Origin of the sequence: Streptomyces sp. NBC_00057, from assembly GCF_045041165.1 — a bacterium.
GTDB lineage: Bacteria > Actinomycetota > Actinomycetes > Streptomycetales > Streptomycetaceae > Streptomyces.
The window spans coordinates 574,741-601,628 of the sequence record NZ_CP108256.1 but is presented as its reverse complement, the minus strand read 5'-3'; the positions used below and the strand labels follow the sequence as shown (position 1 = coordinate 601,628).

Genomic DNA, 26,888 nt, shown 5'->3' with positions numbered 1-26,888 from the left:
TCTAGGACCACATCAGGCACGATCAGCAAGGCACTTCCGAGATGCAATCTTCCCATGCCGCAGCGGCGGTCTCATCCGCGTTCGACGACCCGAACCTGATCGCGTACGGCGGCCTGGAGCCGGTGGTGCGGTTGGCCGAGCGGTGCGGTCTGCCCGCACTGGTCGGGGAATACATCCGTCTGCCGGCCTCGAAGGACGGCACCGGTGCCTTCCCCGCGGCGAAAGTGATGTCGCTGGTGGGCGGCATGGTCGCGGGCGCCGACAGCATCGATGACATGCACCGGCTACGGCACGGCGCGATGGGCCGCCTTTTCTCCGGTGTGCGGGCCCCGTCCACGCTGGGGTCGTTTCTGCGTTCCTTCACGCACGGGCATGTGAAGCAACTGCATGCTGTGGCCCGCCGGTTCCTTCCCGAACTGGCCCGTCACGCGCCGTTGCTGCCCGGCGCGGGCCAGGTCGCCTACGTGGACATCGATGACACCATCCGCCGCACCTACGGCTACGCCAAGCAGGGAGCCGGTTACGGATACAGCAAGGTCAAGGGCCTGAACGCGCTGCTCGGCATCGTCTCCACACCCCTGGCCGCCCCGGTGATCGCCGCCACGAGGCTGCGCAAGGGACCATCGAACTCCGCGCGCGGGGCGGCGGCATTCGTCGCCGAGACCATCCGCACCGCTCGCGCCTGCGGCGCCAGTGGCCTGCTGGTGATGCGGGCGGACTCGGCGTTCTACGGCGCCGATGTCGTCAACTCCTGCCGGGCGCTGGGCGCGCGGTTCTCCATCACCGTGCGGATGAATGCTTCCGTCAAGGCCGCCATCGCCCGCATCGATGAGGACGCCTGGACGCCGATCAAGTACCCCCAGGCGGTCTGGGACGAGGAGGGCCAGTGCTGGATCTCCGACGCCGAGATAGCCGAGACCGGCTACACCGCCTTCACCTCCAAGCCGAAGAAGCAGCAGGTCACCGCCCGTCTGATCGTGCGCCGCGTCAAACGCCTGAGCGCTGAAGCCGTCCCCGCCGGACAGGGCACGCTGTTTGACACCTGGCGCTACCACGCCGCGTTCACCGACTCCCCGCTCTCCTTGAACAATGCCGAGCGTGATCACCGACGGCACGCTGTCGTCGAGCAGGTGATCGCGGATGTCAAGAACAGCGCCTTCGCCCACGCGCCCTCCGGACATTTCCAGGCCAATGCCGCGTGGCTCGCCCTGGCAGCCCTGGCGCACAACCTGACCCGCGCCGTCGGCGCACTGGCCGGAACGTTCCATGCCAGAGCGACCACCGCCACCATCCGTGACCACCTGATCAACGTGCCCGCCCGCCTGGCCCGCTCGGCCCGCCGCCTCACCCTGCACCTACCCGAACGCTGGCCCTGGAGCACGGACTTCACCCAGCTCTTCAGCATCGTGCACGCGCCACCAGCCCTCTGACACTCCCTGACCGACCTGCCCAAAAGGGCCCGAGACCTGCGGAAAAGTGGAAAGCTGGACAGACCAGCGGCCACCTCACGCCCGAATCCGCAACTCAGCCCCGACACGCCCTGCACGACCCCGAACCGATCACACCACAATCAAGCCGGTGGATCCGGGCGTACGTCCAGCAGTCCGAAACGTCGGACGCGAAGGAGGTTCGATGTAATTCGGGCGACAAGTTCAGGGCAGCCAGCCGGTGCAAGTCCGGTCCGAGGAGACGCCAGAGTCCTCGGTAGCGGGGCTCCCGGCATCGGTCGAGAGGCCGGTGTCGAAGTGGAGCGACGATCACCCCTTGGGGGTGCGCAACCGGCCGGTCCGCAACATCAAGTGAAGCCTGCAGCGTCGTCAGCACCGACCCGCGTGAGCGGGGCCAAGGAGGAGCCGAGCCCGTGCCTTAGAGGGCGAAGGCCAGGGAAGACGCCTGGGAATCTGGAGCGGGCGTCGAAGAACCTCCCGGCGTAAGGGGCGTGGAACGGCCGGAAGGTTGTCCTGGGAACTGGAGAGGGCCTCCTCGGCCCCGGGTCTGCGGCCCGGGAAGCAGGGCCCGCCTATAACCGGTGGAGCCGGGAAGTGGCGGGCTGCCGAGAGGCAGTCGGAGGGGGTCGTAGTAGTGCCGATCGGCGGGACAACACAACCCGTCAGGAGCGAAGGGCCCCTGCTTCATCGATGCGTGTCGCGTGTGAGGAGGTGGCTCGGGTGAGTGCCGGAGTGGCTAGTTCCGCCCGCCGGAAGGAAGGCGTCGCACGACTGGATGGCCGGCCTTTGGACAAGGTCCGTGCCTTGCAGTGGACGCTCTACCGCTGTGCCAAGCAAGATCCTGAACGTCGGTTTCATTCCCTGTACGGCCATGTCTCCCGCAGAGATGTCTTGTGGCGGGCCTGGTCCGGCGTGTGTGCGAACCGGGGCGCTCCCGGCGTGGACGGGGTGACCGTCGATGCCGTGGCCGCCGCCGGGGTGGAGGAGTTCCTCAACGACTTGTCGCAGCAACTGCGGGCGCATACGTATCGCCCGTCACCGCTGCGGCAGGTCCTGATCCCCAAGCCGGGGCGGCCGGGAGAGTTCCGGCCGCTCTCGATCCCCACGGTGGCGGACCGGGTGGTGATGACCGCCGCGAAACTGGTTCTCGAACCGGTCTTCGAAGCGGACTTCCTGCCGGTCAGCTATGGGTTCAGGCCCAAGCGGTCCGCGATTGACGCGTGCGAGAGCGTGCGCGTGGAGGCGAACCGGGGCCGGGAGTGGGTGCTTGAGGCCGACATCCGCGACTGTTTCGGATCGATTCGGCATGACGCCCTCGTGGCCCAGGTGGCCCGGCGCGTCGTGGACGGCCCGATGTTGAAGCTGATCCGGATGTGGCTCCGGGCGGGGGTTCTGGAGGACGGGGCGACCGGCTCACCAGGAGCAGGGACCCCACAGGGCTCACCGATCTCACCGTTGCTCGCCAATATTGCTCTGCACGTCCTGGACGTGGCATGGCAGCGAGACGGGCACCGGCTCGGGGTGTTGGTGAGGTATTGCGACGACTTCGTGATTCTGTGCCCGACCAGGGAACGTGCCGTGCAGGCGCGGGAACTGGCCGGGACGGTGCTGGTCGGCCTCGGGTTGCAGCTGCATCCGGAGAAGACCGGCATCGTCCATCTCGCCAGGGGTGGGCAGGGTTTCGATTTCCTCGGCTTCCACCACCGGAAGGTGGAATCGTGGCGCCGCCGTGGCAGGTTCCACCTGCAACGATGGCCGTCTCAGCGGGCGATGGGGGTGCTGCGGGACAAGATCCGGGCGGCGACCGACCGTCGGCACGTGGGACGGTCGCTGTCGGCCGTGGTCGCCGACTTGAACCCGGTCCTGCGAGGCTGGGCGGCGTACTTCCGTAACGGCAATTCCGCCGGGAAGTTCTCCACGATCGACAGCTACGTCCACGAGCGTCTCGCGATCTTCGACAATCGCAAGCGCGGCATCCCGGGCAGAAAGTGGGGCAAGCGCCACGATGGCGCGTGGTTCGCCAGGCTCGGAGCCTTTCGCCTGTCTGGAAACGTGCGCAGGGTGGCGGTGCATGCCAGCCGGTGAACGATGTCGGTAAGCCGTGTGCGCGAGAAGCGCATGCACGGTTTGACGGGCGGGGGCTGGAAACGGAGCCTCACAGGCCACCGCGCCAGTCCCCGACCCTACTCAAGGATGTCCATGATCTCCCTGCTGTTCTTCACCCGCTCGAGCTTCGCCGACCGGGTACGTCTGGGGCGAGCGGGGAGATATCTGGCCGTCCGTGGGGAAATCCCTGGCCATCAGTGGGGCCGTAAATGGCCGCCTATGGGGAGTATGCCGAGGCCACGGTCAGGTGACCAGCCCTACCAGCAACGCGATGGTTCCCAGAGCGCGCGCAGTGGCCACCGCTCCTACCAGAGACGGCCGAGTGTCCATGAAATCCTGGTTCCCCCGATTGGTGTTCGAAGCACCAGCCTATCGGCCCTTGCACGGTCCCCCTCACCGAGTGCTGGCCCGTGCGGGCAGCGCGCCGCAGGCAGAGGTGTAACGCAAGCACACGCCAATCCCGTCACTTATACCTAGAAGGCATTCGTACAGGTCAGACACAGCTGTCTCGTGTCAAGTCAGGCAAGTAGGGCTTCGGAAACGATTGCCGACCCTACAAGGTCCGGAGCGTGAGCGATCATGAAAATACATGACCGTTCACACGGACTTGGACGGAGTTGTCTCACTTCCTGTTGTTGGCGAGCTGGTCGACTACGCCGCGCTTCCCGAGGTTGCTCGTCTGCTTTGCAGTGAGCTGTAGCGGTCCCGCACTGCCCGGTCGTTACGGCGCTTTCAGGTATTCGGCAGGAAGCTCAGCGCCTCGCGGAGGTCACCGGGCTGGCGGTAGTGCACGCCGGTCATCCCGAGCCCGACGGCGGCTTCGATGTTCTCCAGCCGGTCGTCCACGAAGAGGCACCGGTCCAGGGCGACCCCTGCCCGCCCGGCCGCGATCTCGTAGATTTCCCGGTCCGGCTTGGCCACCCCCACCCGGGCGCTGCTGACGACGTGGTCCGCGAGATCCGCCAGCCCCATCGAGGCCAGGTCCTTCTCCAGCTCTAGGGTCGCGTTCCGGCGGCGGGCGCCTGGTCCTGGCGGTCGATGTGACGCCGTGGCTTCGTTCGGACGTGCTGTGCTCGGCCGAGCAGCTGTTTTGCCACGTCTAAGGCCGGGCGAAGACGGCGTCGCAGTTCATTCCGGGCTGGCCCTGACACGTGGCCCTGAACCTGGATCCACCGGCTTGATGTCTGTGGACAGTTTCTCGGGGAACGAAGAAGTGCCTTGTGACCTGCGATGATGGGGTTTCTCTAGGACCACATCAGGCACGATCAGCAAGGCACTTCCGAGATGCAATCTTCCCATGCCGCAGCGGCGGTCTCATCCGCGTTCGACGACCCGAACCTGATCGCGTACGGCGGCCTGGAGCCGGTGGTGCGGTTGGCCGAGCGGTGCGGTCTGCCCGCACTGGTCGGGGAATACATCCGTCTGCCGGCCTCGAAGGACGGCACCGGTGCCTTCCCCGCGGCGAAAGTGATGTCGCTGGTGGGCGGCATGGTCGCGGGCGCCGACAGCATCGATGACATGCACCGGCTACGGCACGGCGCGATGGGCCGCCTTTTCTCCGGTGTGCGGGCCCCGTCCACGCTGGGGTCGTTTCTGCGTTCCTTCACGCACGGGCATGTGAAGCAACTGCATGCTGTGGCCCGCCGGTTCCTTCCCGAACTGGCCCGTCACGCGCCGTTGCTGCCCGGCGCGGGCCAGGTCGCCTACGTGGACATCGACGACACCATCCGCCGCACCTACGGCTACGCCAAGCAGGGAGCCGGTTACGGATACAGCAAGGTCAAGGGCCTGAACGCGCTGCTCGGCATCGTCTCCACACCCCTGGCCGCCCCGGTGATCGCCGCCACGAGGCTGCGCAAGGGACCGTCGAACTCCGCGCGCGGGGCGGCGGCATTCGTCGCCGAGACCATCCGCACCGCTCGCGCCTGCGGCGCCAGTGGCCTGCTGGTGATGCGGGCGGACTCGGCGTTCTACGGCGCCGATGTCGTGAACTCCTGCCGGGCGCTGGGCGCGCGGTTCTCCATCACCGTGCGGATGAATGCTTCCGTCAAGGCCGCGATCGCCCGCATCGATGAGGGCGCCTGGACGCCGATCAAGTACCCCCAGGCGGTCTGGGACGAGGAGGGCCAGTGCTGGATCTCCGACGCCGAGATAGCCGAGACCGGCTACACCGCCTTCACCTCCAAGCCGAAGAAGCAGCAGGTCACCGCCCGTCTGATCGTGCGCCGCGTCAAACGCCTGAGCGCTGAAGCCGTCCCCGCCGGACAGGGCACGCTGTTTGACACCTGGCGCTACCACGCCGTGTTCACCGACTCCCCGCTCTCCTTGAACAATGCCGAGCGTGATCACCGACGGCACGCTGTCGTCGAGCAGGTGATCGCGGATGTCAAGAACAGCGCCTTCGCCCACGCGCCCTCCGGACATTTCCAGGCCAATGCCGCGTGGCTCGCCCTGGCAGCCCTGGCGCACAACCTGACCCGCGCCGCCGGCGCACTGGCCGGAACGTTCCATGCCAGAGCGACCACCGCCACCATCCGTGACCACCTGATCAACGTGCCCGCCCGCCTGGCCCGCTCGGCCCGCCGCCTCACCCTGCACCTACCCGAACGCTGGCCCTGGAGCACGGACTTCACCCAGCTCTTCAGCATCGTGCACGCGCCACCAGCCCTCTGACACTCCCTGACCGACCTGCCCGAAAGGGCCCGACACCTGCGGAAAAGTGGAAAAGCTGGACAGACCAGCGGCCACCTCACGCCCGAATCCGCAACTCAGCCCCGACACGCCCTGCACGACCCCGAACCAATCACACCACAATCAAGCCGGTGGATCCGGGCTGAAGCAGCCGACACTGCAGTATCCGACAACGGACTTGCCTAATGAACGCCGGGCAGAGACCAGCGCCTCGGCCCGTCGGTGTCCTGATCCAGCACAAGGAGTCGGCCGTCCTGAACGACAATGCCCGTCACGCGTGTATGCATCCGCCACGCTAACCCCTGCGGGCGGATTGACGTACAGCGAGGCTCGCAATGAGGTGCATGACGTCCTGCTGGCAATGGCACACCCGCCGGTGTCGACCGCTGCCGCGTACGCCGAGGCGGCCGACCTGTGGAGCCGGGGCGCCCCCGATGGGCGAGTCGGTGGATCGCCTCGGTGAGCGGTATGCGGGTGCCGCAAGTTGGTGGCAGGACGGGATCCAGCGGTGACACGGCGGTGCTTCTCATTTCTGGACAAGGCGGGGGATGCCGGGTGGGTAGAGGAGTTCAAGAGGGCGCGAGGTCAGGCCGTCAGGTGCGGCAGGCCAGCCGGGGCTGGGGTGAGGCTGAGAGCCTGTCGGGTGGCCGATTGATTACGCTGCGATGTAGTCCTCGACGGTGTTGGCTCGTGCGGTCTTGCGGTGGGATTCATGGCTCCACCGCAAGGGCTGTCCGGCGAGCCGGACGAGCATCAGGCGGATCATTGCCACCTTGATCATGGCCTCGGAGGTCGCGGTCAGCCGTTCGTAGTCGCGGGCCAGCCGACGGTTTCGGACCAGCCAGCCGAAACTTCGCTCCACCACCCAGCGGCGGGGCAGGACCTTGAAGCCCTTGACGTCGTCGGTCCGCTTCACGATCTCGACGACGATGTTCAACGCGCCCCGGGCCCATGAAAGAAGCGTGGAATCAACGGAGTTGGCGTATCCGCCGTCGGCCCACACCAGACTGACCGTGCGGAATCCCTTCGCGAGACGGGCCAGGACGATGCGGCCTCCGGCCCGGTCCTGCACGGACGCGGAGGTGACCGCGACGACTAGCAGCAGGCCCATCGTGTCCACGATCACGTGTCTCTTCCGCCCTGTCGTTCGCTTGCCCGCATCGAACCCACGCGCCTCGCCGCCCTCGCTGGTCTTGATCGACTGGGCGTCGATCACGGCGGCCGACGGCTCGGGATCGCGTCCGGCCCCGATCCGGACCTGGCGGCGGAGCTCGTCGTGGACGCGGTCCCAGGTGCCGTCCCGGCGCCACTTGGTGAACCAGCGGTGGGCCGCGTCCCAGGGCATCAAGTCGCGCGGAAGCATCCGCCACTGGCAGCCCGAGCGCAGCACGTAGAAGACCGAGTCGAGCACCAGCCGGTCTCCGTACTTGCGTATCCCGCCGCCTTTTCGCAGGTCACGCGCGGGAAGGAGCGGCCGGACGATCTCCCACATCTCATCGGTCAGGCTGGACGGATAGCATGGGCCGCTGACGGCCTCGGAGTTGTCACACTGGCACACACCACGTGATCATTCCGGGGCCGTCGCCATGCCCGGAGGGCAGATCACGACCGTCACACTTCACGCATGATCAGCCACCCGACAGGCTCTCAGGGAGGCGACCCTATCACGTGAGCCTCGGAGCTTTCCGGCACCACCATCGTTCGGCGTGCCCGATTCTGCTCCCACTGGGCTCCACCCGTAGGGCCGGTGAGAGTGGGGCGGGGCAGTTTGGAGACGTTCCGGACGCGAGTCTTGCCCCGCTGACGTCCGTGACCGCGTCGCCATGCTGAGGGAACTCCGCCGTGTTCTTCAGCCGCGTGGCCGGCTCATCGTGTCCACGGGCCACCCCCGCCAACTGGCTCGCCAACGGCAACAGCTACTTCGACGCCCGCCACGTGGCCGAGACCTGGCCGGAGGGAATGACCCACCGTTACTGGCCGCCAGTCCCTCCAAGCGTGGATCGACGACTTCACCACCGCCGGTCTCAACCTCTGACAGATTGTCGAGCACCGCCCAGCCGCCTCGATGGCCCAACAACACCCGACTACGTACGACAAACTGACCCGCGGCGCTTCATCGCCTCGCCTTTCGGGCAGCCCGCCGAGGCTGTAGGCCAGCCCCTACCGCTCATGAGGGCGCTGTCAAGTTGTTGAGTATGTCGGTGCCTGACGGCGCGTTGGGGCATGGTGGGCTTGCGGTCCAGGCCTGTGGTCAGGCCGTGGTGGGCCGGCTGGCAGCTTGGGTGATCTGGTCCCAGATCGCGAAGCGGACGGTCATCTCGGCTCGGTGGTCGGAGGCTGTCATCAGGTGGCGGTGAGGGCGGAAGTGGGGCGAGCTGCCGCTGAACGCGGACAGGAACCGCTGGGCCCCGGGTTGCGTCCAGGGAAGTGGTGTACGGGTTTCCATCTAAATCGGGGGTTTGATCCCGTAGTTGGGTGAGAAGCCTGAACGTAAGACGGCCACCGGCTGATCCTTCGAGAACGACCAAGCTCTTGAAGGAGACCAGCACGATGACCGCACCGGACAGTCTGCCGTTTGCAGCCCTGTTGGAGGAGAACCTCGCCTCGGCGAGTCCCGATCTGCTGCGGCAGATGGTGAAGACCTTCGCCGACGCCATGATGTCCGCCGACGTCGACGCCGCTTGCGGCGCGTCCTACGGCATGCCGAGTGAGGAACGCGTCAACTCCCGCAACGGTTACCGGCACCGCCAGTGGGACACCCGGGCCGGCAGCATCGACCTGGCCATCCCCAAGATCCGCTCCGGTTCCTACTTCCCCGACTGGCTGCTCGAGCGCCGCCGCCGCTCCGAACAGGCCCTGATCTCCGTGGTCGCCACCTGCTACCTGCTCGGCGTCAGCACCCGCCGGGTCGAGAAACTCGCCGCCACCCTCGGCGTCACCCAGCTGAGCAAGTCCCAGGTCAGCGAGATGGCCAAGGTCCTCGACGCCCCGGGTCGCCGAGTTCCGCAACCGGCCATTGGACGCCCGGCCCCTACACCTTGGTATGGGTCGACGCCCTGACCCAGAAAGTGCGCGAAGGAGGCCGCGTCGGCAACGTCCACTGCCTGGTCGCCGTCGGCGTCAACAACGAGGGCAAACGCGAAGTCCTCGGCATCGACGTCGCCTCCAGCGAGGACGGCGCCGGCTGGCTGGCGTTCCTGCGCTCCCTGACCACCCGCGGCCTGACCGGCGTCGAGCTGGTGGTCTCCGACGCCCACGTCGGCCTGGTGGGCGCCATCGGCGCCGCTCTGCCCGGCGCCGCCTGGCAGCGCTGCCGCACCCATTACGCCCGCAACCTGCTCTCCCAGGTTCCCAAATCCGCCCAACCGTGGGTGGCGACCCTGCTGCGGACCGTCTTCGAACAGCCCGACGCAGCCGCCGTCCGCAAGCAGATGGCCGCCGCCATCGCCGGCCTGGACGAGAAGTACCCCAAGGCCGCCGAGCACCTCGAAGCCGCCCGCGAAGACCTCCTGGCCTTCGCCGCCTTTCCCCACGAAGTGTGGAAGCAGATCTGGTCCAACAACCCCCAGGAACGACTGAACAAAGAGATCAGGCGCCGGACCGACGTCGTCGGCATCTTCCCCGACCGAGGCGCCATCATCCGCCTGATCGGCGCCGTCCTGGCCGAGCAGAGCGACGAATGGGCCGAACAGCGCCGCTATATGGGACCCGAGATCCTCGGCCGCTGCCGCCTTCACCTGATCGAAGGAAACCCCGCCGAGACAACCGAGCCAGCAGCCCTCACTGCCTAACCTCACGATGGATCACCGCGTGGCCGTCGATACACCACGCCACCGGACGTGACCGGGCCCCGCCTACGGAACGGAATCCCTTCATCCCGCGTTCACGCTGCCGCCTGGGCTGGTGGGAGTTCTCCGCCCGGTTGTTCAGGCCCTCGTGGGAGCGGTGTTCCGCCGAGGGCATGACCTCGGCGGTGCGCCGCGCTGTAGGAGCGGAGCTTGCCGGTGACGACCACCCCCGGCACCGTACGGGTCTTCTTTATCAGGCGGCGGAAGAAGCGTCTTGCCTCGGTCTTGTCCCGCCGATTCTGGACGAGGATGTCGAGGACGTTTCCATTCTGGTCGACGGCCCGCCACAGATACTTCAGCTCGCCGTTGACCTTGATGAAGACCTCGTCCAGGTGCCACTTGTCCCCGGGCCGTGGCCGACGGCGGCGCAGTCCGTCGGCATAGGCCTGTCCGAACTTCAGGCACCAGCGGCGGACCGTCTCGTAGAAGACGATGATGCCGCGCTGCAGCATCAGCTCCTCCACCTCACGGAATGACAACGGGAAGCGGAAGTACAGCCACACGCAGTGGGAGATCACCTCGACCGGGTCCCGAAGACGGTGCCGGTGGACCGGATGGACGAGGCAGAGTCGGTGTACTGACGTCTGCTGCGAGGGGTGGGCGGGACGTGCGTCCCGCCCACCCCTCGTAACGTCAGTCCCTCTGAAGGCCCTGGTCGACTGCACCTTCCGGGTAGCCGAGACGTTCGCCGAGCGCCACCAGCGCTGCCCGGCACGGGCCGTCTAGCGGCAGCGCGTGGCGTTTGACCGCGCGCAGGAAGAGCCGGAAACCGAGGTCGGCACACGCCCCGGTGATCACCTGCTCCAGCGTTGGTACCAGGGGGGCGGGCAGCGGCAGCGGGTTGAACACCTCTCCTTCCTCGTGCGCCCGCGTCAGCGCGGCGGCCACCGCAGCCGTCGCCCTGTGCACCGCGGCGCACAGCGACTCGTCTGTCACGGGGTCGGCCGGGGGCGGGGTGAAGCCGGGGTCACGGTGGGATTCCGCCGCGAGCCAGGCCGATTCGATCCGCTCCAGCCACTCCCGCGCTCCGACCTGCTGCTTGGCCGGGTCGAACGCGTGGTCGGTTGAGCCGACCCAGGCCGTGCGGATCGTGTCGTCCGCCAGGCCGGAGTCCAGTAGCCGCCGTACGTCACGGCCCAGCTGCAGGGACGCCGGGTGGCCGAGCTCCCGGACCGACCGTTCGGTGATCAGGAGCATGGCCGAGACCGGCCCCCGCTCGATGAGGCAGTCCATCTCCGCAGGAGGCAGGTCCGCCAGCTCATCGCACTGCTCGGAGAGCCAGGTGAGGCCGGTCTCGTATGTCATGTTTACTCCGGGTAGGCGGTGTAGACGACCCAGGTCTTGGGCTTCATATGCCCCTTGGCGAACTTCAGCTGGATTACCACCGTGTTGCCGACGGCCTCGCCTGCCGAGCTGCCGCCTTTCACCCACTTCGTACCGAGCGAGGCGCCGTGCCCGGTGACCTGCAAGCGGATGGGCAGCAGGTCCTTTCTCGGGTCGAAGCCGATGCCCTTGCCGGCCCGCTGGGCCTGCCTGAGGCGCCAGGCCTCCAGCTTGTCCCCGTTGCCGGGCAGCTTGATCCAGTCTGCCATGGCCTGGTCGACCGCCGCGACGGCGATGTCCTTGCTGGCCCACTGCGTGGCCACGCCGTCCTTGGCCAGCTTGTCGGCCAGCTTCTGGGGGCTGAGGTCCACATGGTCCTCGAGGGTGTGCGCACCCTCGAGGCCCTCGTCGGCGAGGATGTTGGTGCAGTTGTGCACCAAGACGTCGCGGGAACGCTGCCCGGCGGTGCCGACGTAGAACGAGTGGAACCCGTCGACCGTGAGGTCGAACACCTCACGGGGCGCCAGGCTGGCGCGGTCCCGCAGGCCCTGCACCCGGTGCCGGCTTCCGTCGGGGGTGCGCAGGCGGTCGCCCACCCGCAGGTCCGAGACCAGCGTCCAGCCGCGCTCCGCGACGTAGAACCGGTGACCGGCCGTGCTGGTCAGGACTCCGCCGCTGACGGTGATGTCCACCAGCCGCGTGGTGTCGTGGCTGAAGGTCGCGGTCACCGGCTGGGCCGCGGACTGCCCGCTCTGCGGATCGGTGGCCAGCACCGTCTCACCGACGTGCACGTCGCGGATCGCCTTGTGGGAGCCGTCCGCCATGAGTACCTGGGTGCCTCCGGGGAAACTGTTCCGGATGCAGGTGGTAACCAAGTCCTCGTACGTGTCGACAGTGTTCTCGATCTTGGCGAGGGTCGCCGGGGCGATGTCCAGTGCCTTCAGCGCGTTGAACGCCTCCCGCACCCCGGTGCCCGTGCGCATGGCGGTCTTCAGGGCGTTGAGCCCCTCGACGACCTTGCCTAGCGCCTTACCCGGGATGAAGTTGGACGCCGCCCAGGCGCAGCCGGACACACTGCCGTGCCAGCAGTCCAGGAAGTCCTGGACCAGGATCTGCTTGCCGATCTCGAGATAGGTCTTGAGCAAGCCCTGCAGGATCTCCAACTGAGTGAATGTCTTGGTGATGTCCTTCTTCAGGCCGGTGAAGGGCTCTGAACCCAGGTGCACCGTGTCCACCGAGGGGCAGCCCGACTGGGTCGCCGGCACGTTGGAGTTGGTGCACAGGTAGTAGTCGACCTTGACGTCGAAGGTGTAGGTGAAGGTGACCGTGCAGCTCGTGCCGAGGCCGGGCGGCAGCTCGCACGGCTGGTGCTGCCTGACATCCGTGACCTTGACGCTGTCCTCGTCCACGACGAAGAACGTGCCGCCGCCGAAGCTGGTGCCGGCGCCGTCGCTGACCGTCTGGTTGGCGGCCTTGCGTTCGGCGGACTCGGCTGCCTGCTGTGCTGATTCGGCAAATGCCTGGGCGTCCTTGGCGGCTTCCTCCGCCGCCGTCGCGGCGGCGTCGGCCCGCTCGGCGGCGGCCCTGGCCTGGCTGGCGGACTCTTCCGCCTGCGTGGCGGCCGCGCGGGCGGCGTCGGCGTCGAGGGCGGCGGCGTCGGCGGAGGTGCGGGCGGCTTCGGCGTAGCCTTCGGCGCGGCCCGCGGCCTTGTCGGCGGCAGCCGCGTCGGCCGTGGCCTGCCGGCCGTACTCGATGGTGCGGGCCAGCGACTGCTGCGCCTTCGCCGCGGCGGTCGCCGCTGCGGCCGCGTAGGTCAGTGCCTCCTTCGAGTAGCCGCGGGCGTCCGCGGCGTGCTTGGCGGCGTTCGCCGCGTGCTGATAGGCGGCCTTGGCGTCGCCCTGTGCCTGGTCGGCGATGACCTGGGCGGCAGCCGCTTCCTCGGCCGCGTTGGTGGCGTGGGCGTCCGCGACGGCCTTCTGCTGCTCGGCGATGGTCTTCGCCGCCTGGCCGGACAGGACCACCAGAGAGGCGGCCGAGTCCTTGGTGACGTACGGCGAGCCGAGCTGGATCGCGTCGTTCGCGGGAGCCGCGACCTGCGCCGCCGAGTTCCCGGCGTCCACCGCCGCCTGCGCGGTGACATAGGCGAACCCCGCCGCCTTCGCCGAGGCGACGGTGGCCTTGTCGGCCTCGGCCTTGGCCGCGTCCGCCTCGGCCTTGGCCGTCTTGGCCTGCGCCTCGGCCTCGTTGGCCGCCTTGACCGACAACGCGGCCTCGGCCGAGGCGTGCTCGGAGGCGTCGATGGCGTCGGCAGCGGCGCTGGTCGCGGTGCGCACCGCGGCGTCCGCCCGCAGCTTCGCCGCCTGCGCCTCGTCCGCCGCTGCCCGGGAGCGCTTGGCGGCGGCCTCCGCGCGGGTCGCCGCCGCGTCCGCGTCCGCTGCCGCCTGGGTGGCCGCGTCGGCCGCGGTACGGGCCCGGCCGGCAGCCGCCTCGGCGTCGTCCGCGTGCCGGTCGGCCTCATTGGCCGCCGCCCGCGCGGCGTCCGCCGCATCCCCCGCTTCCAGAGATTCGGCGTAGGCCTCCTTGGCGTCGGCCTTGGCGCGTGCTGCGTCGGCCTTCTGCTGGGCGTCCCACGCGTCGTCGCGCAGTTCCCTGGCACGATCCTTGGCGGTTTCGGCGTCGTTCTTCCGGGCCACCGCCGTGGCTTCCGACGTCTCGGCCTTGCCCTTGGCGGTCTCGGCGTTGGCCGCTTCGGCTTCTGCGGTCTGCCGGTGTTGGGCCGCCTCCGACTTCTTGAGGTCGGCGGTCTCCTTCTCCTTCTTCGCCGTGGCCTCTTCGGCCTCGGCCTTCAGCCGCTTGGCGTGCGCGTCGGCCGCCGCCGCCTTGGCGTCCGCCTCCGCGACCAGGGACTCGGCGAGCTTGGCCTCGGCCAGCTCCTTGTCCTTCTTGGCGTTGTCACGGTGCAGCTTGGCCGCGTCCGCGGCCGCCTTGGCCTGTAGTTCGGCCCGGTAGGCCGCCTGCTTGCGGAACTCCGCCTTGGACTGCGCGGCCTGCGCCAGCGCCCGCTGGGCGATCGTGGCGCTGTCCGCGGCAGCCGCCCGGGTGGCCGCCTCGGCGGTCTCGCCGGCCTTCACCAGCGCCGCGACCGCGGCCGCTGCTCCCTGCGTGACCTGTGCCTTCTGCTGGCCTACCAGCAGACCGCGGCCCCGCGGCGCCCCGTTGGCGTCCGCGATCGCGTACGCCGCCTGTTCGGCGGTGGCGCTGGCGGTCTGGGCGGCCGTCGCGGCCGTCGCCTGGCGCTTGAGCTCGGCCAGCTCGGCCTGTGCTCCTGTGCGCGCGGCGCTCAGCCGCTGCGACGCCTTGGTGAACTCCGTCGACGGCGGAACGCTGCCGTTGTGCTCGGAGACCTTGAACAGCACCTTCTGCGTGGCAGCGTCGCTGCAGGCGGCCGCGAGCACCTGCTGTCCGGCGTCGTATATGGGGCTCAGGCACTTGTTCGCCCCCAGGTTCTGCAGGGTGGCGCCGGCCCGGACGCTGAACTTCCACACCTGCATGGGCGTGCCGTTGCAGGTCCAGATCTGGATCTTCTTCTGGTTGGTGGCGACGTCGAGGCACTTCTGCGAGTTCACGTTCTGCAGGCTGTAGCCCTCGCCGTAGCCCCCGTTGATCCTCCACTGCTGGGCGGCCGCCGTGGAGCAGGCGACGGCCTCGACAGCCGTGCCGTTCGCGGTGCCGGAACCTTGCACGCCCAGGCACTTGCCGGTCGCACCCGGGAAAGTCGCGCCCGGGATCTGGACGGCCATCGGGGAGGTGCCGATCCAACCGATGCCGCCCGAGGACCAGTAGTCCTGCCAGCGGGTGATGTGGTCGGCGACCCACGAGTGGCCGAGCATCTTGCCCATCGACTCGGAGGCCACGGTCAGCGCCTGGACGGCGTTCTTGTTCGCGGTCAGGATGTCGTTGCGCTTGGCGGCCTGCGAGCCGATCTCCTGCTGCCACTCTGCCGCGGCGGTTGCGGAGATGTCGCCCAGGACCTTCTCCGGGTCCATCGGATCACGCCACGCACAGGCGGCGAAGCGGGACTTGAGGTCCTCGACCGCGACCCGGTGCTCGGCGGTACCAGGCACCGGGGCCTTGTTCGGGAAGCCGCCCGAGCTCAGGAAGAGGCGGGCGTTGTCCGCGCCGGTCGGCTCCAGGCTCCAGTCATCCGTCAGGTGCTCGTAGGCGTCCCGCAGGGCGACCTGTCGGTTCCAGTCCGGCAGGGACGGATTGGGGTCGCTGCCGTACAGCGGCTGCCCCAGAGCCTTGACCGCCGCGACGGTCTCCGCGTCGGCCGGCGGAGTCGCGTCCTCGTAGAAGTCGCTCTCGTCCTTCCAGAACTGGTCGGCGATCCACGCCGTGAGGCCGGTCTGGGAGTGGAAGTCCTCACCGTCGTCACCGCTGGTTCCGGGCGGCCACTCGAAGTCGGCGACGGAACCGAAGCCGCCCGGCGTCTCGAGCCCGGATATCTTCCAGCTGTCGTGGAGCGCGTCGAGCCGGTCCAGCTCAGCAAGCGCGGCATCCTGGTCCGACTGGTACGCGGTGGCGAGCGGAGTGTTCTTCCAGTAGTCCCGGTCGGCCAGCTCCCGCAGCCGCTCTGGACTCTGGTTGAGCCCGTCCTTCGCGGTGGCGGCCATGGCCGGCCCGCCCAGCCGCAGTACGTCGCTCATCAGGCACTGGTCCTGCCGCAACTGCTCGGCGGCGGTGTCCTCGTACCAGTCGTAGTCGGCGGCCAACTCGGTCGGCGGTGCCGTGTACCCGTCGCTCACACCCGACCCGGCCAGTAGGGCCATGGCAAGCAACGGCGGGAGCAGACGGCCGGTCAAGCGGGAGTGTCGAAGCAGGGGTCTGGGAGACCCCGGGGGTCTGGAGCGCAATGGAATACCACTTCTGGTCAGGGAGCCGACCGAAGGATGCGGCGGGGCCGGCATGACTCAGCGGCCTCGCGCCCTCGAACCTGACGGTCGCTCAAGTAATGGGAACATAGAGCAAGAGCTCGAACCTGGGGACAGGATGGTACCCAGAGAGTGGCAGGCGTGGATAGAGAATGATCTTTCCCCGGCGGGGGAGTTGAGCAGATCAGAGGCGGCCCCGCGGTGCTGCCGAGAGCGGCAGTCTCTGCTCGGGCAGCGCAGCCATTGTCATCCCGAGCAGCCGGAGCGGCCCTCGTTCCCATTGGTCGGGAGGCTGAGAGCCTGTCGGGTGGCTGATCATGCGTGAAGTGTGACGGTCGTGATCTGCCCTCCGGGCATGGCGACGGCCCCGGAATGATCACGTGGTGTGTGCCAGTGTGACAACTCCGAGGCCGTCAGCGGCCCATGCTATCCGTCCAGCCTGACCGATGAGATGTGGGAGATCGTCCGGCCGCTCCTTCCCGCGCGTGACCTGCGAAAAGGCGGCGGGATACGCAAGTACGGAGACCGGCTGGTGCTCGACTCGGTCTTCTACGTGCTGCGCTCGGGCTGCCAGTGGCGGATGCTTCCGCGCGACTTGATGCCCTGGGACGCGGCCCACCGCTGGTTCACCAAGTGGCGCCGGGACGGCACCTGGGACCGCGTCCACGACGAGCTCCGCCGCCAGGTCCGGATCGGGGCCGGACGCGATCCCGAGCCGTCGGCCGCCGTGATCGACGCCCAGTCGATCAAGACCAGCGAGGGCGGCGAGGCGCGTGGGTTCGATGCGGGCAAGCGAACGACAGGGCGGAAGAGACACGTGATCGTGGACACGATGGGCCTGCTGCTAGTCGTCGCGGTCACCTCCGCGTCCGTGCAGGACCGGGCCGGAGGCCGCATCGTCCTGGCCCGTCTCGCGAAGGGATTCCGCACGGTCAGTCTGGTGTGGGCCGACGGCGGATACGCCAACTCCGTTGATTCCACGCTTCTTTCATGGGCCCGGGGCGCGTTGAACATCGTCGTCGAGATCGTGAAGCGGACCGACGACGTCAAGGGCTTCAAGGTCCTGCCCCGCCGCTGGGTGGTGGAGCGAAGTTTCGGCTGGCTGGTCCGAAACCGTCGGCTGGCCCGCGACTACGAACGGCTGACCGCGACCTCCGAGGCCATGATCAAGGTGGCAATGATCCGCCTGATGCTCGTCCGGCTCGCCGGACAGCCCTTGCGGTGGAGCCATGAATCCCACCGCAAGACCGCACGAGCCAACACCGTCGAGGACTACATCGCAGCGTAATCAATCGGCCACCCGACAGGCTCTGAGGCGGGTGAAGTACTCAGTTGCCAGCATCGTGGCCCGGATTTCGGCATCGAGGCGAGAGAGGAGTGCGGGCAGCGGCCGTTCGCCCTGGAGTTGGCTGCGGTGCGAGCAGATCGCGGCCCACTTCCGGTCGAGCCACTCCGTCACGTCCACGGCGGCGGTCGCGTACTCGTCCGGCACGCTCAGCAGCATCTTGCCGACTCCGCTCAGGAGCGGGCCCAGGTCGCCGATCCCGGAGTGCGGGTGGGTGGCCGCGTAGAGGGTGCCGGTCTGCCATGGCTCACCAGCCTCGGGGTGGAGGTGGGCGAGCCCGGCGGTCTCCACCGCGAGCAGGGTCACCTGGTGGGTGCGCCGGTGGTCCGGGTGGTCGATGAGCTGCCCGAGCACGTCATGGGTCACGACGACAGCAGGACGGAACTGCCTGATGTGCCCGGTCACTTGGGCGACGGCTTCGTCCAGGTTCACGTCGCACCACCGGGGCTGCCCGGGTGCCGATGTCTCGTTGCGGGCGTCGCTGAACCCGAGCATCCGCGGCGCGCCCGCGCCAAGGACAGCCAGGGCCTCGGCGAGCTCGGTGGCCCGCGGGCTGTCCGGGGCCCAGGTCGCGGTGACGACCGCCGTGCGGGCACCGGCGGCGGAGTGCTGCGCGAGCACGCCGCCGGCGAGAAGGCTCTCGTCGTCCGGGTGGGCGAACACTCCGAGCACCGACGGCAGAACAGACGGGTTGGATGGGGAAGTGGATGCCGTCACGATGGACCTTTCTCATGGTGGACAGGGTTGCGCCGGGGCTCAGATGACAGGTGGACGGCCAGCGGCGGTCAGCCGCCACACGGTGCGCCAGCTCATGGGTCGGCGCAGCTGCTCGGTGCGGCGGTCCCAGCCCTCCCGCATGCCACCGAAGGACTCGTGCACTCCGCCGCCGCGGAGGGCGCGCACCAGCGTGATGGCGGTCCAGACGGTCAGGTACAGCGGGATCAGCGGTCCGGGAAGGTTGCGGTAGGCGACCGAGACCCGGTTGCGAGCGGCGAGCCGGTAGAAGAGACGGTGCCGCGCCGGGCTGGTCACGGGGCGGTGCATGCGGATCTCGGCTTGTGTGCGCTCGGTCAGTGACCGGACGTAGCTATGGTCTGGTCGTGTTGGGGAGAAAGGGCTGGTCAGTCCATTGCAGCTCGCGGGAGCTTCCGAAGGTCGCTGAACCCGCTTGGTCGGTGTCGGGGTTGCCTCTGAGCTGGGATTCTTGGCTGGATGAGGCGGGAATCCCGGATGGAACGCCGTACCTGCTGTCGCCGATTTTTGCGTACGACGTCGCGCTGAACGCGTACTTCCATCGAGTGATCCTTTTGGAGTCCTCCTGGCACTCGCAGAACAAGCCGCCGAGGCGATGGCGATGTTCTTCAACTTCCTGTACTTCTCGCGAGGCGGGAAGGACTGGCGGCAAGCCACGGAGGACGACCACTTTGCCTTCCACCACTGGCGGCGCCGGGATGAGAGCGGGCCGACGGTTCAAGGGTCGACCTGGAGCCAGGAGGTCTCGCATGTCAACCAGTTCTACCAGTGGGCGGTCGGCGGGCAGTTGGTGGCCGAGGTCCCCATCCCTCAGCGGGATCGGCGGACGCCGCCGCCTGGGTTGACGGTCGCGCCGAGGGCGGCAGGTGCAGCCAGGACGGCGACGGTTCCGGCGACCTACGCCCACGACGAGGCCGGCGAGAGGATCGAGTGGCTGCCCGCGGCGTCCTACCGGCGCTGGCGGGACGTCGGAGTCCGCGGCTACGACATCACGGGCCTGCCGCGGCCGCGGTTCCGGGGCCGCTGGACCTCGCGGAACGCGACCTACTCCGACTTGATGGTCCGCACCGGGATGCGGATCAGCGAGCAGTCGCTCCCAGATGCCCTCGCGCTGATCCCTCAGATGAAGCAGATAGCGACCGAGGCCGTCGTGGATCAGGGCGGATGCGTTGACGGGTTCCGGCTGCCCGTCGAGGCCATGGGTCTCGGCGTTCAGGAGCTTGGCGCGCAGCGTCGGGGACCTGACGTCGGCGAACGGCAGCCACTGGGCGCCGGAGACCTCCTCCGCCGGGCAGATGCTCACCCGCAAGTACTCCGACGGCAACACGATCACGTCCACGTACGACGCCGACGGCCGCACCGCGACGATGGCGGCCGACGGCAAGACCACCACGTACACCTGGGACCCGGCGGGCAACCTGCTCACGTCGGCCCTGCTCCGTACTCCAGGAGAAGTCCAGCGCGACGAAACCATCGCTGACTTGCGCAAAAGGCACAGGCCGGGCGACTTTGGCGTTCCACTCGGCCAGGATCTCCTCGGCGCGGTGGACGGTGGCGTGGCTGACCTTTGCCTCTCGCGCCAGGTTCTCCTTGGTCAGCGCGCCGTCGGTGTGCAGCGGCTCACCGGCCAGCAGACGGGTCATGGCCTCGCGGAGTTTCGTCTCCGTGGCGGCGGACACCGGCATCAGGCGTTCTCCTTCATCTTGTCGCACTGCGCGGTTGCCGAGCGGACCTCGGCGAGGCGGGCCAGGGCCTGCTCGCGCCGTGGCTTGGACAGCTTGTTCTTCAGCAGCTTCAAGAGGTCGGCCTTCTCCATCCGCCAGATCGGCTCGTGGGCGAGTGTGAGTACCGAGTTGCGGCACCGGGACGGCTGGCAGGCGCCCAGCAGTGGTGCCTGGCCGCGCTGATCACGGGAGAGCTGGTTCTGGCACTCGGCCGTGGGGGCGTTCCACAGGCAGTGGTTGACCGTGCCGAGGTGGAGGTCGGCGAACTCGTCCCGCAGCAGGGTGATCTCCAGGCGTTTGTCGGCGACCTGAGCGCGAAGTGTCCCGGCCTGATCCATGACGTCGTTGACCTTGTCGAGTCCGGCGTGGAATCGCGCCGCGCCGGGGCCGACCGCGATGGTCTGACCGGCTCGGCGGGCCTGGAGCAGGGAGACCATTTTCTTGGCGGCGGCGACCTGCAGTTGGTTGTCGAACTCCTTGACCCACTTCGCGTCGGGCTTGCCGTAGGCGAGCGTGGTGCGGTTCGCCATCGCCCGCCGGGCGGCGTGCTCGAGCTGCAGCCCGAGCGCGATCTCGCCGTCGGGTTCCTGGGCCGCGGTGATCGACATGGTGTGACGGAACATCAAATTGTCCGGGTTGCCCAACCATTCGCGCAGAACTCGGTCGCTGTTGGCGAGCCGTTTCCCGGCGGGCGGAGCGAAGTACGGTTCCCGTACCGGGCCGATGTGACTGCGTCCGGTCTCCGCGAGCCAGTCGAGGACGCGCTGACGCCGCTTGAGACCATGACGTCTCTCGGCGGCGAACAGCACCGGGGTACGGCCGTCGGTCGGGATCCTGCTGGCCCGCCGCCAGTTCACCTCGCCGCGACGGGCCTCACCTCGGTTACGTGCGTTGAGCGGGATGCTCGTGCGCGGGTCCGCCAGCCAATCATCCAGTTCGCGGTCGCTATCCATCTGCGGGGGCAGCCCGCTGACCGGCTCAAACTGGCGGCGATCGCGTTCGGCGAGGATATCCTGGGCGAAGCGGTCGATGTAGGCCCATGCCGCCCGCAGCAGAGGCCACCAGACCTCGGGCGGGATCGCTGGGGTGGCCAGCTCGTCGGTCCACACCGATTCGGCAACCTGGGCGCTCGACTTCCCCGGCCAGGGGTCCTCCAAGGCGGGGACACCGGTGAGGACCGGCGAGAAGGTGATTAGGCGTCGTACCGAGGCGACCACCTTGCGCACTGTTGATGGCTCGGTGACCCGCGAGCGGGCATCGACGAACGCCTGCCAGTCCGCCGGCTCCCAACGGCCGAAGTCTTCGGGCATGCCTTGTTCTTGAACCAGCTGAGCAGTTTCACCAGGTCGAAGCAACACTGCGCAGTCGTCCGCAGTCCCCACTTGCTGGGCGGCAGGAAGATCCCGGCCTTCTGCAGCGCCGAGTGGGTGGGGTGGAGCATGCAGAACGCGACCTCTCGTACGAGGAGGTTCCATATCGGGTCTTCGGGGAAGCTGCACCGCCACTCGGCCCTGACCACGTTGGCTGGTCGTCTCACGTTGTCGCCCGGCCACATGTCGATGCGGCCGAACGTCGGCCCGGCCACGTCGGGGATCTGCCCGGAAAGCTCTGTGCAGACCGGCTCGTGATCGGCGAAGGTTGCGGACTTCAGCGCGAGCGGGCGGGCGGGGCTGGTCATCGGTCGTACTCCGTTCGCATGCCCAGCGGCAGGTTCAGGGTCAGGGCTTGCTCCTCGATGACCTTGCGTGCGGCGTCGATGTGGTCGGCGCACTCCTCGAAGACCTGCTTCAGCGCGGCCTCCTGCCGTGCCCACACGCTGTGCCAGGTCTTCGGCGGCAGCACGTCACGCATGTGCTGGATGTGATCGAAGAGCAGCAGCTGCTGGGGCAGCTGGGAGACGAAGACGACGGCGTTGTCGCAGATCATGCACATCGCCGGCGCGACGTGACAAAGCTTGCCGGGCACCGAGTGGGGGGAGTTGTGCGGGTCCTTGCAGTTGCTCACGCCCATGTCGAGCTCGCCGTCGCGCAGATCGGCGCCCTGTTCCGGGGTGACGCCGAGCGCGGCGGCGACCTCGGGCTCGCCGAGGTGCGCTTCGTCCTCGGGCCGCACCAAGGTCGCCTTTCCGGTGACCTTGGCGAAGACCTTGGACTGGGCGCGGTTCATCGCGGCCCCCGCCAGTACGTGTGCCGTGGTCCCGTGGGCGTAGTGCTGCTGGAACACGCGGACACTGCGATCGTCGCCGGCCAAGTCGGTCAGGGTGCCGCCGAGTGCGACCACCCGGGTCGTCCTCGCGGTCTTCCGCAGCCGCCGGACGTCGTGGGGCCGTGAGACACCCTTGGGGAACGGACGGCCCACACCGCTGTGGCGCTCGAGCCAGTGTGTGAAGCGCCGTCCCGGGTCCTGGAACGCGGCCAGCGCGGCATCCATACGCACGCTCCGGCGGGACTCCACTGCAGTGAACAGCCACGGTTGGCAGTTGAACACCTCGCGCGTCAGCGCGTTGACCTCCACCAGGCGCCGCAACAGGCCGGGCACATGCCACGCACCGCGACCCGGGTACACCTTGTCTCCGGGCTCGTCGGACGTGTCCTCGGCGGCGTCGACCAGGTGGAAGTCGGCGCGGACGCGCTCGGCACGCTCCTTGGTCTGGACGATGCGTACACCCTGGGCACTGAACTCCAGGTCCGGCACCTGGAGAGCGTGCAGTTCCTCGGAAGTGCAGTCGGTCATCCCGAGCAGAAGCAGGACCCGGAACGGGTGGAGATCGATCTCCCGGGGGAACAGCACGTGATGAAGACAGCCCATCAAGCCGATGCCCGGCCAAATGCCAGATTTTTGGGCGAACTCGCGATTTCAGGTGGCCAGTTGCGGCTCAGGGGAAGGTTGTCCGTCAGTGCCCGGCCGTCCACCAGACCGTGGCGGGTGGCCCAGATCAGATTCGGCAGTTCCAGCCAACCGTGCTCGCGCGGATCCCGTCCTGCCTCCAGGAGCTCACGCCCTTGGGCGAGCCGCCTTTCCAACGCGCGTACATCGTCCTGCGCGGTCTTGCGCATAGCGCGTTCTTACGGTGGTAGTCGACCCACAGATCCGCGAGCTGTCCGGCCAGGGTGGAACACGCGAACTCGGACGGGTCGAGTCGTGCGTGAACGGGGCGGTCGCGTTGACGGAAGACGACCTCGCGTATCCCGATCCGGTCGGGAGCGCGCTCGACGGGGCGGGGGCGTCGGGTGTCGGAGGTACCACGGCGTTCTCCTCGGCGGGGCATCAGCCGTTCCACCGTCCCCCGTGCCGCAACGCCAGTTCCGCGTACGTGCTGTCCTGGTCGTTCCACTCCTTGATGGCCTGCGCGACCAGCAGGTTCGAATTCTTCTTGTACGTCAGATACCGCATCGTCGACTCTGGGCGTCGGTGCCCGAGCAGCCCCATCACGGTCAGGAAGGGGTTGCGGGACTGGTGATCGGCCGCGTAGACCGGAACGCGGCCCGAGCGCGCGTACTCCTCCGCGTCCTGCTTGCGCAGCAGCTCGGTCAGCAGCTCCAGCATGTAGTCCGCGAACGTGTGCCGAAGATCGTGAATCCGGACCTGGCGCGGCATCTCCAGCTCGAGGTCGCGCTCCTCGATGATCCGCAGCGTGCGCGCGTGCGCGTCGAGGAATACCTGCTCCCACCTCTGGCTGGTGAGCATCCGCCCGTGGCGGCCGACGAACAGCGCCATCGGCTCCAGCCCGTGCTCGCCCTCGATCATGGTCCGCGCTCGCAGCTCCGCGTCCATCGCCTTGACGCTCCAGGTCCGGCGCCTTCCGTGATCGACGCCGCGCAGTTTCATCTGGCGCATGTTGACGTCGTCGACGACGAAGAATTCCTCGCGGCGGCGCCACAGGCTCTTCGACGCCCTGCGTACCGTGGCGGCACGCTCGGTCCGCCGATACCAGTCGATGTCCCGCAGCGTCGCATCCTGGACCTCGACGGTCCGCGGCAGACCGAACTTGGCGATGGCCTGGAGCTCTACTTTCTTCGCGGTGCCATCGCGGCGCGGTGGGCCGACCTCGATGTCGAGCAGGGCCCTGAACTCGCGCAGCCGCAGGCCGGTGGTGATGGAGAGATTGCCTGCCGCACTGTCGCGGAGTGTGTGCGCGGACCGGAACGAAGGGTCGGCCGTGCCGTCCGGGAGCAGTCCGCGAAGTCCGACGTGGTCCAGGAACCGCCACTGCTCGTACGTGAGCTGCCGCACGTCGAGTGCAGCGGTGGCGCCCCAGCTCAGCACGTCCCGCCCATTGGGCCGCCGGTAATACGGCCGTCTGGCCAGCAACTTGGCCTCGTCGACGGCCCAGTCGTAGAAGCTGCGGATCGTCACACGGCGGCGCTTCCAGGTGGCCGGCGACATGGGCTCGTCCCGGTGCTCGGTGCAGTGCTCGCGCTAGGCGAGCAGGTCGTCCTCCGTTGCGGACAACACGTCGCTCGGCGGGGCGAGGCTCTCGAGGAAGTCGCTGTAGTCGAGGAAGTCGTAGGTGTAGTCCTGCAACGACTTCGCCTTGAGCGTCTTGGCCAGGTCGAAGAAGAAAGAGCAGTGCGGCTCCAAGGGCCGCATGTCCGAGCCGAGGAAGAACGGGGTGCCGTCCTTGAGCGCCCGCTCCCGGGTCACGTACCGCAGGCCGTCAAGGTCAGTGCCGTCGAGTGTCGTGCCGAAGCGGCGGACCTTGTCGCGGGAGGCAAAGAAGTAGTCCACAGGGCTCCTTGAGACAAGCGAAGAACCCCGAACCTAACCGCTCTCCGGACACAAAGGAACCCTCCGCGAAGGGAGGGTGAGACAGTCTCAAATTCTTGGCCTAACCACCTGGAGCGAGTAGCTTCCGCGATGCCTTGTGGCCGATGTGCAGCACGCGTCGATCACGGTCGATCACCGCGGCGCTGCACGTGATGTGTCCGGGCAGCGTTGCGCGGCTGGTGGGTTCGGCCTCGGAGTCGAGCGCGGCGACGAGCGGCTCGAGTTGCTCCCGCGCTGCGGGGTGGTGCTCCAGGTATTCCGTGAGGAGGTTGCGGATGTCGGATCGGGCGGGCGGCATGGCGGCACCTTTCATGTGGCGGATGCAGGCTCCGACGGGCTCGGTGGGAGACGGGCGGTGGGGGTCGCTGCGTGAAATGGCGATTGTGATGCGATCTGCTGCTGGGCGGGGCATCAGGCGGCGCCTCGGACGGCGTCGGGTGCGCGGGCGCCGGCGGTGTGCAGGACACGCACCGGTGAGCACCACAGGATCACGAACGGTGCGCAAAGCAGACAGGTGATTGCGCCGAGGGTGGGGCGCAGCCCGACGAGGGTGCCGAATGCCCCGGCGAGGAACGCGGGGACGCAGGCCGAAGGCGAGCCATGCACCGGTTGCCTGGGCGCGGCCCTGCAGATGGTCAGGGCAGAGCTCTTGGCGGACGCTGCGCTGCAATCCGCCGTGTGCAACGGCGGCACAGGTCTGGATCAGCATGCCGCCGCCGATGGCGATCTGTCCGGTGACCCCAGGGCCGACGACGATCAGTGGGATCTGGGCTGCCGGGTTGAGGGCCAGGGCGGTGAGCATGACGGGCCCGGTTCCCCAGCGCCGCTCCAGGGGTCTCCACAGGACGGCACCGAGGAACCCGCCGACCCCGCCGACCCCCATGACGATGCCGAGCACAGCGGGACTCCAGTCCAATTCACGCAAAAGGTACAGAGGCCAGAGTGCTGAGCTGGCGGCGAGGGCGAAGGACGTGGTGGCGTTGGACAGGGCGATGGACCGAACGAGGGGTGCTTCGAGGGTGTAGTCGAGGCCTTCGCGGATCTCCGTCCACTGGCTCGTGCCCGCGGGCCGAGGTGCCGGTTCGGGTTCACGGTGGCGGATGCGGAGCAGGCAGAAGGCGCAGATCAGGTAGGAGACCGCGTCCAGCGCGATTGCGCGGGCGGCGCCCAGCGCGGTGACCAGGAGGCCGCCCAGGTTGTTCCCGGTCAGGTCGGCGAGCCAGTTGGTCGCGCCGAGCTTGGAGGTTCCCTCCTTGAGCTGCTCCCCGCGCAGCAGGATCGGGAGGTAGCTGATCGAGGCGTTGCTGCCGATCACCTGGAACGCGGAGACGAGGAACGCGACCGCGTACAGCTGTCCCAGGAGGATCTCGGCGATCAGCTGAGCGAGGGGGATGCTGGTCAGGGTGACGGCGCACAGAACATCGCAGCTGATGATGACCGGACGCTTGCGGTAGCGGTCGGCGAGGACGCCGGCGTGGAGGGAAAGCAGCAGCGGGGGCAGCTTTCCTGCGACGGCGATCAGTGCCACGTGCATGGTCGAGGCGTGCAGGTCCACCACGGCGATGACCGAGATGCCGATGGTGGTGATCCCGAAACCGGCAACCGTGACGGCCTGCCCACCCCAGTAGCGTCGGAAGTCCGCGTGCCGCCACAGGCTGGCAGTGGGCGCAGCAGCGTTCACTGCGGGCCGCCCTTCACCGGGTTCGGTGCCGGGGCGTGCCCGTGCTGCGAGGGAACGGCAGGCGCGGTGGCCCCGTATTGGGCGGCCTGGGCGGTGAACATCGACCGGTAGATGCCGTCAGGCCGGGCCATGAGCTGCTCGTGGGTGCCTTCTTCGGCTACTCGGCCCTGGTCGAGGACGTAAATGCGGTCGGCGTTGGCCGTGGCTGCCAGGCGGTGAGTCACGAGAACAACCGCGTGGCCTTCGTCCGCGAGGGACCACAAGCCCTCGA

Annotated in this window: 17 protein-coding genes and 4 pseudogenes; 6 read left to right on the top strand and 15 right to left on the bottom strand. The window is 68.3% G+C overall.

Annotated elements, in window-relative coordinates; translation table 11 throughout:
- The first annotated feature begins 41 nt into the window (after positions 1 to 41).
- Both OG953_RS03050 and ltrA read left to right on the top strand, forming a co-directional pair.
- Complete coding sequence (locus OG953_RS03050) at positions 42 to 1,430, top strand: IS1380 family transposase (RefSeq protein WP_405682334.1); 1,389 nt, start codon at positions 42 to 44, stop codon at positions 1,428 to 1,430.
- A 708-nt stretch (positions 1,431 to 2,138) separates the two neighbouring features.
- Entirely contained in the window at positions 2,139 to 3,533 is a 1,395-nt protein-coding gene (gene ltrA / locus OG953_RS03045; RefSeq protein ID WP_405681812.1) for a group II intron reverse transcriptase/maturase, read from the top strand.
- 753 nt (positions 3,534 to 4,286) lie between these two features.
- Here ltrA and OG953_RS03040 read toward each other — a convergent pair.
- Positions 4,287 to 4,562, bottom strand: a pseudogene (locus OG953_RS03040) (HAD-IA family hydrolase); the annotation flags it as partial.
- A 276-nt stretch (positions 4,563 to 4,838) separates the two neighbouring features.
- On the opposite strand from OG953_RS03040, the gene OG953_RS03035 reads away from it, so the two are divergent.
- On the top strand, positions 4,839 to 6,227 hold the full coding sequence (locus OG953_RS03035) for an IS1380 family transposase (protein WP_405682333.1): 1,389 nt from the start codon (positions 4,839 to 4,841) through the stop codon (positions 6,225 to 6,227).
- Between the two features lie 673 nt (positions 6,228 to 6,900).
- Here the strand turns inward: OG953_RS03035 and OG953_RS03030 are convergent.
- Positions 6,901 to 7,803 (bottom strand): IS5 family transposase, encoded by a 903-nt coding sequence (locus OG953_RS03030; protein ID WP_405682330.1) that lies wholly within the window; start codon positions 7,801 to 7,803, stop codon positions 6,901 to 6,903.
- A 693-nt stretch (positions 7,804 to 8,496) separates the two neighbouring features.
- Positions 8,497 to 8,655, bottom strand: a pseudogene (locus tag OG953_RS03025) (IS6 family transposase); the annotation flags it as partial.
- A gap of 140 nt (positions 8,656 to 8,795) precedes the next feature.
- Between OG953_RS03025 and OG953_RS03020 the strand changes: the two are divergent.
- A pseudogene (locus OG953_RS03020) lies at positions 8,796 to 10,036 on the top strand (IS256 family transposase).
- Between the two features lie 58 nt (positions 10,037 to 10,094).
- Here OG953_RS03020 and OG953_RS03015 read toward each other — a convergent pair.
- From OG953_RS03015 to OG953_RS03005, 3 genes and pseudogenes are all read right to left on the bottom strand, one after another.
- Positions 10,095 to 10,611: pseudogene (locus OG953_RS03015) on the bottom strand (IS6 family transposase); the annotation flags it as partial.
- Between the two features lie 115 nt (positions 10,612 to 10,726).
- Complete coding sequence (locus OG953_RS03010) at positions 10,727 to 11,398, bottom strand: hypothetical protein (protein WP_093900453.1); 672 nt, start codon at positions 11,396 to 11,398, stop codon at positions 10,727 to 10,729.
- Positions 11,399 to 11,400: 2 nt separating this feature from the next.
- On the bottom strand, positions 11,401 to 16,245 hold the full coding sequence (locus tag OG953_RS03005; RefSeq protein WP_405691589.1) for a polymorphic toxin-type HINT domain-containing protein: 4,845 nt from the start codon (positions 16,243 to 16,245) through the stop codon (positions 11,401 to 11,403).
- A 487-nt stretch (positions 16,246 to 16,732) separates the two neighbouring features.
- On the opposite strand from OG953_RS03005, the gene OG953_RS03000 reads away from it, so the two are divergent.
- Positions 16,733 to 17,635, top strand: a complete 903-nt coding sequence (locus tag OG953_RS03000) for an IS5 family transposase (RefSeq protein WP_405682330.1) — start codon at positions 16,733 to 16,735, stop codon at positions 17,633 to 17,635.
- Here OG953_RS03000 and OG953_RS02995 read toward each other — a convergent pair whose 3' ends face one another.
- The gene (locus OG953_RS02995; RefSeq protein ID WP_405682329.1) at positions 17,636 to 18,409 is read right to left on the bottom strand and encodes a PIG-L deacetylase family protein; all 774 of its coding nucleotides are present in this window, start codon (positions 18,407 to 18,409) and stop codon (positions 17,636 to 17,638) included.
- 39 nt (positions 18,410 to 18,448) lie between these two features.
- Positions 18,449 to 18,724, bottom strand: coding sequence for a hypothetical protein (locus OG953_RS02990; protein WP_405682327.1), 276 nt, complete (start codon positions 18,722 to 18,724; stop codon positions 18,449 to 18,451).
- A 322-nt stretch (positions 18,725 to 19,046) separates the two neighbouring features.
- On the opposite strand from OG953_RS02990, the gene OG953_RS02985 reads away from it, so the two are divergent.
- Positions 19,047 to 19,925 (top strand): hypothetical protein, encoded by an 879-nt coding sequence (locus tag OG953_RS02985; protein WP_405682326.1) that lies wholly within the window; start codon positions 19,047 to 19,049, stop codon positions 19,923 to 19,925.
- Positions 19,926 to 20,129: 204 nt separating this feature from the next.
- On the opposite strand, the gene OG953_RS02980 is transcribed toward OG953_RS02985, so the two are convergent.
- From OG953_RS02980 to OG953_RS02950, 7 genes are all read right to left on the bottom strand, one after another.
- Complete coding sequence (locus OG953_RS02980) at positions 20,130 to 21,479, bottom strand: hypothetical protein (protein ID WP_405682324.1); 1,350 nt, start codon at positions 21,477 to 21,479, stop codon at positions 20,130 to 20,132.
- Positions 21,480 to 21,843: 364 nt separating this feature from the next.
- A complete protein-coding gene (locus OG953_RS02975; protein WP_405682322.1) occupies positions 21,844 to 22,959 on the bottom strand; it encodes a hypothetical protein in 1,116 nt (371 codons plus the stop codon).
- Between the two features lie 17 nt (positions 22,960 to 22,976).
- Positions 22,977 to 23,225, bottom strand: coding sequence for a hypothetical protein (locus OG953_RS02970; protein ID WP_405682321.1), 249 nt, complete (start codon positions 23,223 to 23,225; stop codon positions 22,977 to 22,979).
- A 211-nt stretch (positions 23,226 to 23,436) separates the two neighbouring features.
- On the bottom strand, positions 23,437 to 24,555 hold the full coding sequence (locus OG953_RS02965; RefSeq protein ID WP_405682319.1) for a recombinase XerD: 1,119 nt from the start codon (positions 24,553 to 24,555) through the stop codon (positions 23,437 to 23,439).
- 33 nt (positions 24,556 to 24,588) lie between these two features.
- Positions 24,589 to 24,897, bottom strand: coding sequence for a hypothetical protein (locus OG953_RS02960; protein ID WP_405682318.1), 309 nt, complete (start codon positions 24,895 to 24,897; stop codon positions 24,589 to 24,591).
- Positions 24,898 to 24,997: 100 nt separating this feature from the next.
- Entirely contained in the window at positions 24,998 to 26,617 is a 1,620-nt protein-coding gene (locus tag OG953_RS02955) for an MFS transporter (RefSeq protein WP_405682316.1), read from the bottom strand.
- Positions 26,614 to 26,841: a hypothetical protein gene (locus OG953_RS02950; protein ID WP_405682314.1), complete on the bottom strand. Its 228-nt coding sequence runs from the start codon at positions 26,839 to 26,841 to the stop codon at positions 26,614 to 26,616. Before OG953_RS02950 ends, OG953_RS02955 begins: the two co-directional genes overlap by 4 nt.
- Positions 26,842 to 26,888: the final 47 nt, after the last annotated feature.